This is a genomic window from Bacillus sp. AY2-1, assembly GCF_008368965.1.
Classification (GTDB): domain Bacteria; phylum Bacillota; class Bacilli; order Bacillales; family Bacillaceae_G; genus Bacillus_A; species Bacillus_A thuringiensis_S.
The window spans coordinates 68484-83440 of sequence record NZ_QPEL01000017.1 but is presented as its reverse complement, the minus strand read 5'-3'; the positions used below and the strand labels follow the sequence as shown (position 1 = coordinate 83440).

The window sequence follows — 14957 nt, the reverse complement described above, 5'->3', positions numbered from 1 at the left end:
TTATAAACTACATCGCTTCTTTTTTCTGTCCGATAACAGATCGTTCTAAAATCTCTGTCACATCAAGAGTTTGAACTTTTTCTTCTACCTCTTTCGCTTTCGTGCCATCACTGATCATCGTTAAGCAATATGGACAACCTGTACCGATAATGGATGGCTGTACAGCTAATGCTTGTTCTGTACGAGCAACGTTAATACGAGAGCCTGTTGTTTCTTCCATCCACATTAAGCCACCACCTGCGCCACAACACATTCCAGTCTCACGGTTACGTGCCATTTCTACAAGATTCACTCCAGGAATCGCTTTCAAAATGTCACGTGGCGCTTCGTACACTTCGTTGTATCTTCCTAAATAACAGGAATCATGGTACGTAACTGTTTCTTCAATAGCATGAACAGGCTTTAAGCGCCCTTCTTTCACCCACTGGGCTAACAATTCTGTATGATGATAGACTTCTGCTTGCAAGCCAAAGTCCGGATACTCATTTTTAAATGTGTTATAAGCATGAGGATCAATCGTAACGATTTTCTTCACTCCTGCCTTTTCAAATTCTTCGATATTCTTTGTCGCCATCTCTTGGAATACAAATTCATTTCCGAGGCGACGTGGTGTATCTCCAGAATTCTTTTCTTTATTACCGAGAATTGCGAATGAAATGCCTGCTTCGTTCATTAACTTCGCAAATGATATTGCAATCTTCTGACTACGGTTGTCGTATGATCCCATTGAACCAACCCAGAATAAATACTCGAATTCCTCACCAGCTTTTGATTTTTCTTTTACAGTTGGAACTATTACTTCGTCATCACCTTGGCGCCATGTTTCACGCTCTTTACGGTTCAGACCCCACGGATTTCCTTGACGCTCGATGTTTGTCATCGCGCGTTGTGCTTCCGCGTCCATTTTTCCTTCTGTTAAAACGAGATATCGACGTAAATCAATAATTTTGTCAACATGCTCATTCATAACTGGACATTGATCTTCACAGTTACGACACGTTGTACATGCCCAAATCTCTTCTTCTGTAATAACATCTCCGATTAAACTCGGATCGTAAGCGAGCGTTGTAGCCGCTGATTCTTGTTGTCCTTTTCCAGCTGCCATCATCGCTAACTGATTTCCTTGTGTATTATTGAAGGCAACTACTGGAACCCACGGTGCCTTTGATGTTACCGCAGCCCCTTTATCAGTTAAATGATCGCGAAGTTTTAATATTAAGTCCATCGGCGATAACATTTTTCCTGTGCCTGTTGCTGGACACATATTTGTACAACGGCCACACTCTACACAAGCGTATAAGTCAATAAGTTGATTTTGTCTAAAGTCTTCAATTTTACCAACACCAAATGTTTCTTGTGTTTCATCTTCAAAATCAATCTTTTCAAGCTTCCCTGGATTTGAAATACGACCGAAAAATACATTAGCTGGTCCTGCAATTAAATGCGCATGTTTTGATTGTGGAACATACACTAAAAACGTTAACAAAATTAGTAAATGCACCCACCAAGAGAAATAGAACACTGAAATGGCTACGGTTTCATTTATCCCGCTAAAAACGTAAGCGATTGCAGAAGCAATTGGTTCACTCCATGAAAGCTCCTCGCCATGCCATATAAGTCCCATACCGTTACCAAGTAGCACAGAGATCATTAAACCACCGATAAAGATAAGAACAAGACCTGATTTGAAGTTACGTTTTAAACGAACAAGCTTTTCTACATAACGTCTATGAAAAGCCCAAAATACTGCAATTAAAATAACAAGTGTGACAATTTCCTGGAAGAATGTAAATGCAGGGTATAGTGGTCCAAGTGGAAGATGTGATCCTGGTGCGAGTCCTTTCCAAACGAAGTCAATTGCTCCAAATTGGACAAGAATAAATCCGTAAAAGAACATAACGTGAATGATGCCGCTTTTCTTATCTTTCAGCAGCTTTTTCTGACCGAAAACATTGACCTTAAGGAGATCCCAACGCTCTTTAAAACGACGGTCAAATTCAATTTTTTTTCCTAATTGTATGTAGGCTATTCTCGTCCGTATAAGATATACAAACAAATATCCTGCATAAGCAATAACAGCAATGGCAGCCAGCCAATTAATGATCAGTAAGCTATTCATTTTTATGCTACCCCTCTCTTTGTAAGCCCTCTTTCTTTTTAGAATCTTCAAAAATATATAATTTTCTGAATTATATCCCCTACCCCCATTATATAATGAGTGAGCATTCAGTCAACAGTTTTTTGTTATAGAACAACACATTTTTTCATAAAGCTGTTTATTTCGGTGAAACTATAAAGTGAAACTTTAATCTGTAGGGGTGGTTCATCCCCCACTGATTATTAGTTGAACCAATCGGGCTTTTACGGGCAGTTGATTTCCAAACTAACTTCTACTTATAAGTAGGAAGCTTACTGCCCGTTAAAGCGGGATAAAGTGAAACTTTAATCAGTGCAACATACTATCCTCTGATGAAATTTATAATAACAACCGCGCTACCCGTATCATTTGTAACACACTGAAGGTGAAAAGAATGCGAAGGAGGGAATTCACTGATGCTCTACTTATCTCTTTTGTTAATATCCGTTGCTCTTTGGATTACAATTGACCTTTCATACGGGAGACTTCTTCATTTAAAGCGGGTAAGCTCTCGCACTTTCCCTTTACGTCAAAGTGATTTTCACCTTTATACATACGGGAAAGATTTGTATGACGCCTTATTTACTGATATAAAACAAGCACAGCACCACATTCATATTTTATTCTTCATTGTAAAAAACGATAAAATCAGTCGTGAATTTTTAAAGTTGCTGATTGATAAGGCTCAGGAAGGAATTGAAGTACGACTTTTACTTGATCGATTTGGCAGCCATTATTTATCAAACGAAGCTATTCGCTCCCTGCGAAAACATGGTGTATCTTTTTCATTTTGTCATAAGATAAAATTTCCTCTACTTTTCTTTTCTGCCAATCAAAGAAATCATAGAAAAATTACAGTGATTGATGGGAAAACTGGCTATATCGGGGGCTTTAATATCGGCGAAGAGTATCTAGGGCATAATGAATATTTAGGATTATGGCGAGACTATCATTTACGTCTTACAGGAGAAGGGGTTCAAGATTTACAAAAGCAATTTTTGCATGACTGGTTTGATGATACGAAACAGAATTTATTGGATGTTTCTCTTTATTTTCCAAAACAAAACCCAGGTACCATAATGCATCAATTTATTCCGACTGATGGTGCTTATTTACAGCATACTTTTTTACATTTAATTAACGGAGCAAAAAAAGAAATCTGTATTGGTACACCATATTTCATTCCTGGAAAAAAAATTATGAATGCCTTATTAAAAGCAAGAGAGAGAGGGGTTCAAATCACAATTCTCGTTCCAGAAAAAGCTGATCACCCTCTCGTTCGAGAAGCAAAATTCCCGTACTGCCGAAAATTAATACAGGCTGGTTGCAATATTTACGCATTTCAACAAGGTTTTTTTCACGCCAAAATTATTATAGTGGATGATGATATTTGTGATATTGGAACAGCAAACTTTGATATGAGAAGTTTATATATTAACCATGAAATAAACTGCCTGTTATATAATAAACATTTCATTCGAACAGTAAAAAATAAATTCCATGAAGATCTAGAGAATGCATCCGTACTTTCCTATAGCGATGTAAACCCACCTTCTCTTATCGATAGAGGAAAAGAATGGATTGGAACAATGCTTGCTTTCTTTTTATAGGAAAGACAATGAATAAAAGAGGTGTATCTCATATGATTATGCGGTTTGGATATGTCTCACATGCAATGGCACTCTGGGACTGTTCTCCTGCCAAAACAATGACGTTTACAAGCTTTAAGAAACTCAGCAAACAAGAGCGAGAAGACAAATTGTACCATGTTATAAGGAAAAATTTAGAGCACACAATACGTATCCTTCATTACAATATAGCGCATGAAATCCCGCTATATCGCCTATCGTCTTCCATCGTCCCACTTGCAACACATCCCGAAGTCGAGTTTGACTATATTGGGGTATTCACACCACTTTGGCGTAAAATAGGGGCTTTAATTAAAGAACACAATTTACGAATAAGTTTTCATCCAAATCAATTTACTTTATTTACAAGTGACAAGCCACATATTACTACTAACGCTATTACGGATATGACTTATCATTATAAAATATTGGATGCTATAGGCATTGCAGATTCTTCTTACATTAATATTCATGTAGGTGGAGCCTATGGAAATAAAGAAAAGGCAATTGAGCGCTTCCATGAAAACATAAAAAAACTTCCTGCACATATAAAAAAACAAATGACCCTTGAAAACGATGATAAAACGTATACAACTTCTGAAACTTTATCAATTTGCCAAAAAGAAAATATCCCATTTGTATTTGATTATCATCATCATATGGCCAATCTTTGCGAGGAACCACTAGAAGAGTTGCTTCCTGCAATTTTTGAAACTTGGTCACATACAAATATCTCTCCTAAAGTTCACATTTCCTCCCCAAGATCGGAAAAAGAATTTAGGGCTCATGCTGAATATATCGATTTAGAGTTTATTAAGCCCTTCTTACACGTTGCAAAAAAAAACAATCATAATTTCGATATTATGATTGAAAGTAAACAAAAAGACTTAGCACTATTCCGATTAATAGATGAACTTTCTGCTATAAGAGGCATTAAAAGAATAAGTGGTGCAATGTTACAGTGGTAAATTGTAACTTTGCACCATTTTTTCAAAAAAGTAATTTTTATAGTAAAAAACATCCTATTTTATATGCTATTATTTAAATTAGCATTCCCCCGAGATTCAACTTTATTGAAACGGAGTCATAATATGATTAATCAAAAAAAGTATGTACAATTTGTCATAATATACATATCTATATTTGCTCTTTGGATACTCTTTATTCCAAATGAGTCGCATATAAAGGAAATTGGGATTCTTTTCTTATTCTGTTTTGCTGCACTTTTTTCTTGCCACTGTTTATATAAAGCTATTAAAAAAATGAAACGCAGTGATAAACTATTTTGGATTTTATTACTATGCACTTGCCTATGTGGATTAGTTATGGAGATAACCCTATTTCTTAGTTCGATTTCCATGCATAATCAATCTATATTTTCATATAAAGCATTACCTTTTTTTATCATACAATATATTTTGCTCTTTGTTGGATTTGCTATAAAGTTTATAAAAAATTACTCTATTAAGGGACTTTCTCAATTCTCATTCGATAGCATCTTTATTATTATTATGAACATTTATTTCACTTTAACTTTTATCTTAGATATTTCAAGCTTCCGCATGTTAACAAAGGACACTTGGATTTTAATTGGGTATTTTATTGCACAATCATTAGTAATTTACGCCGTTATTAGCCTATATAGAAGAGAACAATATTCTTCTAGTAGAATCGCATTAATTATCGGTTTCACTATTATACTCGTATACGGTTATATTCATCTGTTTCAATTGAATTTTGGGATGAAAACTTCCGCTGAAATTAATTATTTAATACACACTGCTTCTATTTTATTAATTGGACTTTCTTCCATACTATATATTTTGGATAAACCAATGCAGCATGAAACGAAAGCAAAATATTATCGATTCGATTATATACGTTTTATACTACCTTATTTTAGTATAATTATTACTTTTTCTTTTATTATCATTCAACCTTGGGATGATAAATTCATGTTAATCGGCCTCGTGTTATCACTTATTTTGTTATTCTTGCGGCAACTTTACATGTGGAAAGATAATCAAGCACTAATCCATACATATGAACAGTTGACTACACAACTAGAGGGCGAAGTTGAAGAAGGTGCATTTGCATTATCAAAAAGTGAACAACGCTATAAATCTTTATTCGAAGATCATCCCGATGCCGTTTTCTCTTTAAATATGAATGGCATTTTTCAACAATCTAATAAGGCATGCGAAAGCTTATTTACTGCCTATTATTGCGAAGTGGCAAGCTATTCTCTGGTACACTTCATTGATTCAAAAGACCACGAACTACTTAAGAAGGCTTTACAAATTACAAAGGAAGGTAAGCCACAAACGTTAGAAGTTCGTACAAAAGAACAAGAAGGCTATTATTATTATCTCCATATTACACTTATCCCTACTTTTATAAACAAAGAAGTGGTCGGAATGTTTGGGATAGCGCGTGATATTACCACTTTATATGAAAAACAAAAACAAGTAGAACATTTAGCCTTTCACGATGCACTTACTGGATTACCAAATCGCCGAAAGTTCGAAAAAGATTTAAAAGTCATTTTGAATACAGCCCAAACTAACGCAAATGATGTCGCCGTCATGTTCCTTGATTTAGATCGATTTAAAAAAATTAACGATAGACTTGGTCATGACGTCGGAGATTTATTATTAATTGAAGTAGCAAACAGACTACGCGGTTGCTTGCGTTCAAAAGATGTCGTCGCTCGCCAAGGTGGAGATGAGTTTACCATTCTATTACCAGAAATGTACTCAGAAAAAAGTGCAATTTTTATAGCTGAACAGATTTTAACTATTTTAAACAAACCATTCTTCATTCAAGGCGAAGAACTCTCTATTACACCGAGTATCGGAATTGCGATGTATCCTGATTATGGAACTGATGTAAATGAGTTAATGAAAAATGCTGATATGGCTATGTACCGTGCGAAGGCAAATGGAAAAAACAGATTTGTTTTCTTCTCAAAAGAAATGAGTATCGCTCAAAATGAAATTCAATTCTTAGAAGGTGAACTTTCAAAAGCATTACAACAAAATGAATTTTTCCTTGAATACCAACCACAAGTAAGCACAAAAACAAAAGAAATTATCGGTTTTGAAGCATTAATACGTTGGAAGCATCCAAAACTCGGTATCGTATCTCCTGCCCAATTTATTCCTCTAGCAGAGGAAACTGGTTTTATTATTGAACTTGGTAATTGGATTTTACGTACTGCCTGTTTAGAGGCAAAAAGATGGCATAATCAAGGTTTTTCTCACTTAAAAGTTGGTGTGAATTTATCTGTTGTTCAATTTAACCATGCTGATTTAATCCCAACTATTTCAATGGTGTTAGAAGAAACAGAACTGAAACCAGAAGCACTAGATATTGAAATTACGGAAAGCATCGCAATTAATCAAAATCAATCTGTAGTTGCAAAACTAGAACAGCTTCAAAATCTCGGCATTCAAATTTCAATCGATGACTTTGGAACTGGTTATAGTTCTTTAGCTTATTTAACAAAATATCCAATCAACACATTAAAAATTGCTCGAGAGTTTATTTGTGGAATTACAAATAGTCCTTTAGAAGAAGCAATTGTCTCTTCCATTATTACACTATCAAAAGAACTAAATTTAGAAGTGATTGCAGAAGGTGTAGAAACGGAAGAAGAATGGGAATTTTTACATAGACAAAATTGTGATCACATTCAAGGATTCTTTATTAGCAAACCTGTTTCTAGTAAAGACGTTTGGATGTTACTCCATAAAAAAACAACCGTCTAAATAAGGCGGTTGTTTTTTAAAACTCAAAAGGTAAATCTGCAGCTACTTGTACCTCTTGATCATTATGAGAAATTATTTGACTTTTCTCTAATGTTGTATCACCTAATGAAATACCCCATGCCATTGCTAACGTTAATAAACTACCAATAAGTAATTTCTTCATATTCCATCACCCACATTTTTTACTTTTAATATATCATGAAAATTTATTCACATTGTATGCAATTATGCATATCCACTTTTTAGGTTGTTTATCTGCTGATTTTATTTACGAGCGCTTCTTTATATGCATGCATTTCTAATATATCAAAAAAGAAACTTGCCTTCTTATATGCATCTTCAATCTCTGCCTCTTCATACTCCAACTTCCTTAGGCATTCACCTCTTTGATAATATAGCTGTCCAATTAATGCCATACTATTAATTCGGCATGATATTTCAATCGCTTTATTTACTTGATAAAGTGATTCTTCATATCGACTATCTAAGTATAATGCTTTTGCATGATTATACCTTACCTTCACGTCAAATTCTTCATTATCATGCAATGCCTCTAATTGTTTTAATATTTGTTCAAATAAATCAATACCCTTCTTCAAATAGCCATTTTCAGCATAAATGTTTGCAATTGCGTTTTCAATATAAAGATTCTGATATACATCAATTCCTGTCAATTGTTGATTGAGCAATTTCTTTAATTCTAAAATACAATATTCGTAATCGACTTTTTTCAACACGTAAGCAGCTACATAATATTGCCATTGAAGAAATTGCTGGAATTCAGGATGATATTCTTCCTTTTTCAGCTCATTCCATACTTTATTATAAATTTCTTTATATCTTTTTTGCTTACAAAGCATAATGACTTGATCTTTAAACTGTTTTTTTCTTTCAATATCCGAATAAATGAGTACCTCATAAAAATGAATAATGGGAATTTGTAATTTCGCTGCAATACCTTGCAATATATCCATACTTGGGTATACTGCACCCGATTCAATTCTGCTTACTTCCGATTGATGACATATGTTCTCGGATAACTGTTTTTGTGTTAGTCCTCTTAACACTCTAATTTTCTTAATTTCACTTCCTAATTTCTCTGCTTGCATACTTACTCACCATCCCATTATAACAATCTAATTTTTTAAGTTGTCATACCACTACAATAATGTGCATTCGACAATTTTTGATATGAAATAATGCATAATATATATAAAATTCGGCAAATTTTTCATACAATTCATCTCACATACAATAATAGATTAGGAGTGTTATAGATGAATTATAGAAAACTTGCCAGTGCTTTCGTTACATTCGGTCTTCTTTACCCTTTATCAACAGAAGCTATTCATGCTCAAGAATTAGACAAAAGTGCAGTCAAAGTTGAAATTGCTCAGCCTGGTTTAACAATCGGGAAATTAACACAACCTCAAAATGATACGAAAGAAAATATTGCTAAAAAGTATTTAAAAGGTGAGGTAGATGGGGCTAAAGCTCAACAAGAACAAGTCACTACTGAAAAAAATGTAGATTTCCAACCTACAAATAAAGAAACCAAAGAAAATCAAACCGAAGTTCGCCTTGCACAAACATATAAAAACTATAAAGTATATGGCCAAGATCTCATTGTAAAAGTAGATAAAAATGGAGTGATCACAACTGTTAGTGGTAAAGTTGTTCAAAATTTAAATCAACAACCTAATCTTACTATAACAAATTTTTTGTCGAAAAATGAAGTGAAATCTAAATTACGCGATATAGTTCAAATTCCAAGTGATGCGGTTGAGACAGAATTCTCTAGCGAAACCGTTGTTTATAAGAAAAAAGATGGCTATTATACATTCGCAACTGTTATTACATTTACTTATGAAAACAATGAACAAATTATAAATGGCAATGCTATCGTTGATCTAAAAACTGGCGAAGTACTTTTCCAAGAAAAATTCATTAAAAACAAAGAGAATAAGACTATAAATCAAGTAACATCACTTAGATTATCCACTGCAAGTGAGCAAGGAACTGGGAAAAATGCACTTCAAGAAAACATCTCTTTCAATATTGCCAAAGGAACTGATGGGAAATTTTATTTAGCGGATTTATCACGCGGAAATGGTATTTATATTTATAATGCAAACTACGCCGATTCCCTCGGGGGATATAGTCAAGCTGGTTATCCAGGGACACTAATTTCAAGTAGCACTCCTAATTTTGCAGATAAAGAAGCCGCGGGCGCTATGAAGAACATGAGTGATATTTATGATTACTTTAAGAAAGAACATAATCTAAAAAGTTACGATAATAAAGATTCAAAAGTTGTTGCTAGTGTACACGGTTTTGATTCTACTGAAGTTAGTGATGGTATAAAAGAAGACTATGTAAATGCGTTTTGGCATCCCGCTTGGAACCAAATGGTATTTGGTGATGGTTTAGACGGCAAACTAACATCAGCTCTTGATGTAACAGCTCATGAATTTGGACATGCTGTATTCAGTGGCACGACGAAAAATAAAGTCGTGAGATATCCAAGCGCTGAAACATCTGCACTAAACGAGGGATTAGCGGATTTCTGGGGTACACAAATCGAATATTACGTAAAGAAAGATAAAGGAAACTGGATTATGGGCGATACATTAGGTGGCCTAACAATTCGTGATATCCCAAGGGAAATTGGTGACGGCGGTCATAAATTATATACAAATTTAAAAGATTTCTATAATGATGGTAATAATCAAGAATCACACGTGAATTCTGGTATTATCAGTCACGTATTATATCAATTAGCTGAAGGTAAAACATATAACGGTGTTGCTGTTCAAAAACAAGGCAATGAAAAAGTAAGCAAAGTTGTTATGCGTGCATTGCAAAATTATGCAACTTCCGCTGAAGACTTTGAATCACTTCAATCTCACATCGTACAAGCTGCAAAAGATTTATATGGCACTGCCGTATCAAATGAATTTGCAAAGGCATTTGAAGCACATGGTTACAAGTCGTTACAAAAAGTAAATAAGGTAATAGAAGTACAATAACAAAGAAGAAGAAGTTTACTCCTCTTAGGTAAACTTCTTCTTATATCCAACCCTTTTCTTCCGCAATTGTAATTGCCTCAATTCTATTTTTCGCATCGAGCTTCGTTAATACTTCAGAAATATAATTACGTACTGTACCCGGTGAAAGATAAAGTGCCTTCGCAATTTCGTTTGCCGTCTTTCCTTCTTTCGCAAGCAACAATACTTCCTTTTCGCGATCTGACAACGGATTTTGCTCCTGCCATAGACCGAACATTAACTCTTGGGAGACCTCTCGTTTCCCCTTCATTACATTACGAATTGCTGCTGCTAAATCTTCACTTGGGCTATCTTTTAATAAATAGCCGTGCACGCCAGCTTTCATTGCTCTTTCAAAATATCCCGGCCGTGCAAATGTTGTTAAAATCATAACTTTACATGGTGATTTTTCTTTCTTTAACGCTTCAGCAACATCTAATCCACTTTGAATTGGCATTTCAATATCCATAATACTGATATCCGGTTTTAACGATTCAATTAATTTTAGCGCCTCTTCCCCGTTTGCCGCTTGCCCAATTACTTCGATATCATCTTCTAGATCAAGTAAGGCACCTAATGCACCACGAAGCATCCGTTGATCTTCTGCAATAATAATTCGAATCATGCCCTCACCTCATCTTTTCCTGTTCTAATAACAACTGGAACTTTTACTGTTAACAACGTCCCTGGATTGATTGTACCTAGTTCAACAAATCCATCAATAAGAGCAATTCGTTCTTTCATGCCGCGGATACCATTTCCATCATGATTTTGATCTGTTAAACCAATTCCGTTATCTTCTACTTTCAAAATCAGCTCACCTTGCGATTCTAATACAGAAACTGCACACCGCTTTGCCTTACTATGTTTTACAACATTTGTAACGGCCTCACGTAAACACATCCCGACAATATTTTGTTCAATTGGTGATAACGAGCTCGAGCTTGCTTCTTGCCTCACTTCTAATTCAATATTAGCTGCTTGTAAGATTGCCTTTATTTGCTCTAGCTCTTCTTCTACCGTAATCATACGCATATCAGAAATTAATTCTCTCAGCTGCTTTAAGGCTGTACGAGACGTTTGTGTAATTTCCTTCGCTTCCACACTTGCACGCTCTGGATTTTTCACAATTAACTTCTCTACAAGCTGGCTTTTCAAAGTAATAAGAGATAACGTATGCCCTAATGTGTCATGAAGATCTCTCGCAATCCGCTGCCGTTCTTCACGCTTTACTAAGTCTTTAATTTGCTCGTTTGCTTCATTCAGTTGGTTCTTTAACATCTTTTTCTGATTAAAATTGCGCATACCAAATGGCGTAAGAAGCATTAAAATAAACATCGGAACGATATTTACTAAACTTGTAGTTGTTAGTTGATTCATATTTACAAATAAAAATGCTCCAAGCATTATAACTAACGAACATAACAGCACTCGAAATACTTTCTTATTTGGCGCAAATCCCATCGCACTTGCTGTGAAAAAGCCAAAAAATATCATAAAAGGATTATAAAATAAAGCAAATAAAAAGATGAGTACCATTTGAATACAAGCCCAAAAAACAAACGTTCTCTGAACAAAATAAAGCTGACGGTATGTGACGATAAAAATTATCAACATACCGCTTCCTATTACAAGCTTCCATCCTGATGCCTGCGCTAAGTGATAAATTGGAAATAATAGATAAACAAGCCACATATACGGAAAGAACCCCATATGTTTCGGAAAAACCTCAATCCTCTTTTTCTCTATCATTTATACCGCTTCCTGTCTTTTTCTTATATATATTGATACTACAACAAATATAAGGAAATAACCTCCTAATACCGCGATATTTTCCCATCCAATTGATTTTCCAGCTACAATATCCCACGCACCACTTCCGAAATGGTATGTCGGTGTCCACTCACCAATCGTTCTTAATATTTTGGGGAATACTTCAATCGGCATCCATAACCCGCCAACTATAGCTAAACTCATATTTAAAATATTTGCTAAGCCAGCAGCTGCGTCCGCCTTCTTAATGGAACCTATTACTGTTCCTAATGCTAAAAATGGTGTTACCCCTAACAATAACCATAGCCCCGCACCAATCCATTGCCCTACCGTTAACTCAACATGATTAATTAGTATCCCTGCAATAAAGATAACTAATATTGAAAAAGCATTTACTACTGTTTGAGCGATAATTTTTGCTGTTAAATATGCTCCCTCTGGAAGCGGTGTAATTTTTAGAAGATGTGTCCACCCTTGCCCTCTTTCCTGAGAAAGTCTCACACCGAAACTAAAGAGTGCAGTCCCTACAATGCTGAAAGTTGCCATCGAAATTAAATAGTGTGCCTTCCACGCATCTCCGTTTTGTGGTACTTGAACAACATTTGTAAAAATGTAGTAAAACATAACAGGCATTAATAATGAGAAAAAAATAAATAATTTATTGCGGAATGTACGTAAAATTTCTATTTTGCATTGCATCCATAACGCTCTCATGCGATTTCCCCCTTCTGATTTGCGACAAACTGTTCAAATGCCTCATCAAGGCTTCCACGTTCAACTGAAACATCTGTTACAGGTAAACTCCTTTGATAAATGGCTTTTAAAGTTGCATCCGTATCCTCCGTTGTTAAAATGAAGCGTCCTTCGTTTGACTTTACTTCTGTTACATTTGGTAATTCCTTTAGTAATTTTGTAGGAATGCTTTCCTTCGAATAAAATGTGATTGTTTTTCTCGAAATCGTTGCTTTCATTTCGTCTGGTGTACCATCTGCGATAATCTTTCCGTTCGCAAATAATAAGATACGATTTGCTAAAGCATCTGCTTCTTCTAAATAATGCGTCGTTAAAATAATCGTTTTCCCTTCACTTGCTAACTTTCGAATCGTTTCCCAAAACGTTCTTCGAGACGTAATATCCATTCCGACTGTCGGCTCATCTAAAAATAACAAATCCGGATTTCCCGCAAGTGCAAGCGCAAAGTTTAACCTTCTTTTTTGCCCACCTGATAATTTCTCACATCTTTGCTTTCGCTCTGATTCTAAATTTGATAACTGCAGTAACGTTTCTTTCGCTACAGGATTCTTATAATAACTGCGGAATAGCTCTATTGCCTCTTCCACTGTAATGCTATCAATCACACTTACTTCTTGTAACATTGCCCCAAGATTATTACGAACGCCTCTCTGCTTTGGACTCTTTCCAAATATAGAAACCGTACCTTCTGTAGGATCTTTTAATCCAAGCATCATCGAAATTATCGTCGTCTTCCCCGCACCATTTGGTCCAAGTAATGCTACTATTTCTCCTTTATCCACGTGAAATGAAACGTTATTTACTGCGTTTTTATGTTTAAATGTTTTAGAAACACCATTTACTTCAATAATCTTTTCCATCTCTCCACCCCCACTGTTTCTTATATTTACATTGTATTACCTGGAAAACTTAGGAAACAGTATGATACGTCATGACATCGATATGACAATTGTCATATATTCCTTGTGAGAGGAATCAGCCCGCATACCGCAAGCAAGTAGCAGGACGAAAATAAACATGATACAATCGGATAAGATATATATTCGAGGAAGGACAGTGGTTTTCATGATTATTCGTAATGAACAAGATTTAGAAGGCTTACGAAAAATCGGCCGCATCGTTGCGCTTGCACGTGAAGAAATGAAAAAACAAGCGAAGCCAGGTATGACAACGAAAGAGCTTGATTTGATCGGTAAAAAAGTATTAGATGAGCATGGTGCTATTTCTGCACCTGAAAAAGAATATGATTTTCCAGGTGTAACTTGCATTAGTGTAAATGAAGAAGTTGCTCATGGTATTCCAGGAGATCGTGTATTAAAAGAAGGCGATTTAGTAAACGTCGATGTATCTGCTGCACTTGATGGCTATTATGCTGATACAGGTATTTCATTTGTACTTGGAGAAGACGAGGCAAAAGAAAAGCTTTGCCAAGCAGCGGTTGATGCATTTTGGGCAGCAATGAAAAAGGTTAAAGCTGGCTCAAAACAAAATCAAATTGGTCGTGCTGTTTCAAACTTCGCACATAAAAGTGGATACAATGTTATTCAAAACTTAACTGGTCACGGCATTGGTCTTAGCTTACATGAAGCACCAAATCACATTTTAAGCTACTATGATCCAATGGATAATACGCTTCTAAAAGACGGTCTTGTTATCGCTGTAGAACCGTTCATATCTATGAAAGCTGATCATATTATTGAGCGTGGTGACGACGGTTGGACATTCATTACACCTGATAAAAGTCTTGTTGCACAATGTGAACATACCGTTGTCGTAACACGCGGCGAACCAATAATCTTAACAGAAATCTAATATAAAAAAACGGCTGTTTTGTAGATTTATTCCACAT

At 35.3% G+C, this 14957-nt stretch carries 12 protein-coding genes; 5 read left to right on the top strand and 7 right to left on the bottom strand.

Annotated elements, in window-relative coordinates; all coding sequences use genetic code 11:
- Positions 1-7 precede the first annotated feature (7 nt).
- Positions 8-2119 carry a (Fe-S)-binding protein gene (locus DN403_RS04315; protein ID WP_001086752.1) on the bottom strand — a complete coding sequence of 704 codons (2112 nt, stop codon included), beginning with the start codon at positions 2117-2119 and terminating at the stop codon, positions 8-10.
- 434 nt (positions 2120-2553) lie between these two features.
- On the opposite strand from DN403_RS04315, the gene cls reads away from it, so the two are divergent.
- From cls to DN403_RS04300, 3 genes are all read left to right on the top strand, one after another.
- Positions 2554-3747, top strand: coding sequence for a cardiolipin synthase (cls, locus tag DN403_RS04310; RefSeq protein ID WP_000966425.1), 1194 nt, complete (start codon positions 2554-2556; stop codon positions 3745-3747).
- Between the two features lie 32 nt (positions 3748-3779).
- A complete protein-coding gene (gene uvsE, locus DN403_RS04305; protein ID WP_002083552.1) occupies positions 3780-4733 on the top strand; it encodes a UV DNA damage repair endonuclease UvsE in 954 nt (317 codons plus the stop codon).
- A 123-nt stretch (positions 4734-4856) separates the two neighbouring features.
- On the top strand, positions 4857-7535 hold the full coding sequence (locus DN403_RS04300; protein WP_014894856.1) for a DUF4084 domain-containing protein: 2679 nt from the start codon (positions 4857-4859) through the stop codon (positions 7533-7535).
- Between the two features lie 16 nt (positions 7536-7551).
- Here DN403_RS04300 and DN403_RS04295 read toward each other — a convergent pair whose 3' ends face one another.
- Positions 7552-7698, bottom strand: coding sequence for a quorum-sensing peptide PapR (locus DN403_RS04295; RefSeq protein WP_000734733.1), 147 nt, complete (start codon positions 7696-7698; stop codon positions 7552-7554).
- Positions 7699-7786: 88 nt separating this feature from the next.
- Complete coding sequence (locus DN403_RS04290) at positions 7787-8644, bottom strand: helix-turn-helix domain-containing protein (RefSeq protein ID WP_001147494.1); 858 nt, start codon at positions 8642-8644, stop codon at positions 7787-7789.
- 168 nt (positions 8645-8812) lie between these two features.
- Here DN403_RS04290 and DN403_RS04285 point away from each other — a divergent pair, with 168 nt between their 5' ends.
- Positions 8813-10564 carry a M4 family metallopeptidase gene (locus DN403_RS04285; RefSeq protein WP_001109523.1) on the top strand — a complete coding sequence of 584 codons (1752 nt, stop codon included), beginning with the start codon at positions 8813-8815 and terminating at the stop codon, positions 10562-10564.
- 40 nt (positions 10565-10604) lie between these two features.
- Here the strand turns inward: DN403_RS04285 and DN403_RS04280 are convergent, their stop codons facing one another.
- Genes DN403_RS04280 through DN403_RS04265 form a run of 4 tightly spaced genes read right to left on the bottom strand, consistent with a single transcriptional unit; the run spans position 10605 to position 13968 of the window.
- A complete protein-coding gene (locus DN403_RS04280) occupies positions 10605-11207 on the bottom strand; it encodes a response regulator transcription factor (protein WP_000619243.1) in 603 nt (200 codons plus the stop codon).
- Positions 11204-12334, bottom strand: coding sequence for a sensor histidine kinase (locus DN403_RS04275; RefSeq protein ID WP_149185312.1), 1131 nt, complete (start codon positions 12332-12334; stop codon positions 11204-11206). The genes DN403_RS04280 and DN403_RS04275 overlap by 4 nt, the downstream gene beginning before the upstream one ends.
- On the bottom strand, positions 12335-13069 hold the full coding sequence (locus DN403_RS04270) for an ABC transporter permease (protein ID WP_001202431.1): 735 nt from the start codon (positions 13067-13069) through the stop codon (positions 12335-12337).
- Positions 13066-13968, bottom strand: coding sequence for an ABC transporter ATP-binding protein (locus DN403_RS04265; RefSeq protein WP_000411122.1), 903 nt, complete (start codon positions 13966-13968; stop codon positions 13066-13068). The genes DN403_RS04270 and DN403_RS04265 overlap by 4 nt, the downstream gene beginning before the upstream one ends.
- A gap of 157 nt (positions 13969-14125) precedes the next feature.
- Here DN403_RS04265 and map point away from each other — a divergent pair, with 157 nt between their 5' ends.
- Positions 14126-14920, top strand: coding sequence for a type I methionyl aminopeptidase (map, locus tag DN403_RS04260; protein WP_002083543.1), 795 nt, complete (start codon positions 14126-14128; stop codon positions 14918-14920).
- Positions 14921-14957 lie beyond the last annotated feature (37 nt).

Coding starts and splice junctions, on each gene's coding strand:
- DN403_RS04265 (WP_000411122.1), bottom strand. CDS start 13,968: ATGGAAAAGATTATTGAAGTAAATGGTGTTTCTAAAACATTTAAACAT.
- DN403_RS04315 (WP_001086752.1), bottom strand. CDS start 2,119: ATGAATAGCTTACTGATCATTAATTGGCTGGCTGCCATTGCTGTTATT.
- DN403_RS04270 (WP_001202431.1), bottom strand. CDS start 13,069: ATGAGAGCGTTATGGATGCAATGCAAAATAGAAATTTTACGTACATTC.
- uvsE (WP_002083552.1), top strand. CDS start 3,780: ATGATTATGCGGTTTGGATATGTCTCACATGCAATGGCACTCTGGGAC.
- map (WP_002083543.1), top strand. CDS start 14,126: ATGATACAATCGGATAAGATATATATTCGAGGAAGGACAGTGGTTTTC.
- DN403_RS04285 (WP_001109523.1), top strand. CDS start 8,813: ATGAATTATAGAAAACTTGCCAGTGCTTTCGTTACATTCGGTCTTCTT.
- DN403_RS04275 (WP_149185312.1), bottom strand. CDS start 12,334: ATGATAGAGAAAAAGAGGATTGAGGTTTTTCCGAAACATATGGGGTTC.
- DN403_RS04290 (WP_001147494.1), bottom strand. CDS start 8,644: ATGCAAGCAGAGAAATTAGGAAGTGAAATTAAGAAAATTAGAGTGTTA.
- DN403_RS04295 (WP_000734733.1), bottom strand. CDS start 7,698: ATGAAGAAATTACTTATTGGTAGTTTATTAACGTTAGCAATGGCATGG.
- DN403_RS04300 (WP_014894856.1), top strand. CDS start 4,857: ATGATTAATCAAAAAAAGTATGTACAATTTGTCATAATATACATATCT.
- cls (WP_000966425.1), top strand. CDS start 2,554: ATGCTCTACTTATCTCTTTTGTTAATATCCGTTGCTCTTTGGATTACA.
- DN403_RS04280 (WP_000619243.1), bottom strand. CDS start 11,207: ATGATTCGAATTATTATTGCAGAAGATCAACGGATGCTTCGTGGTGCA.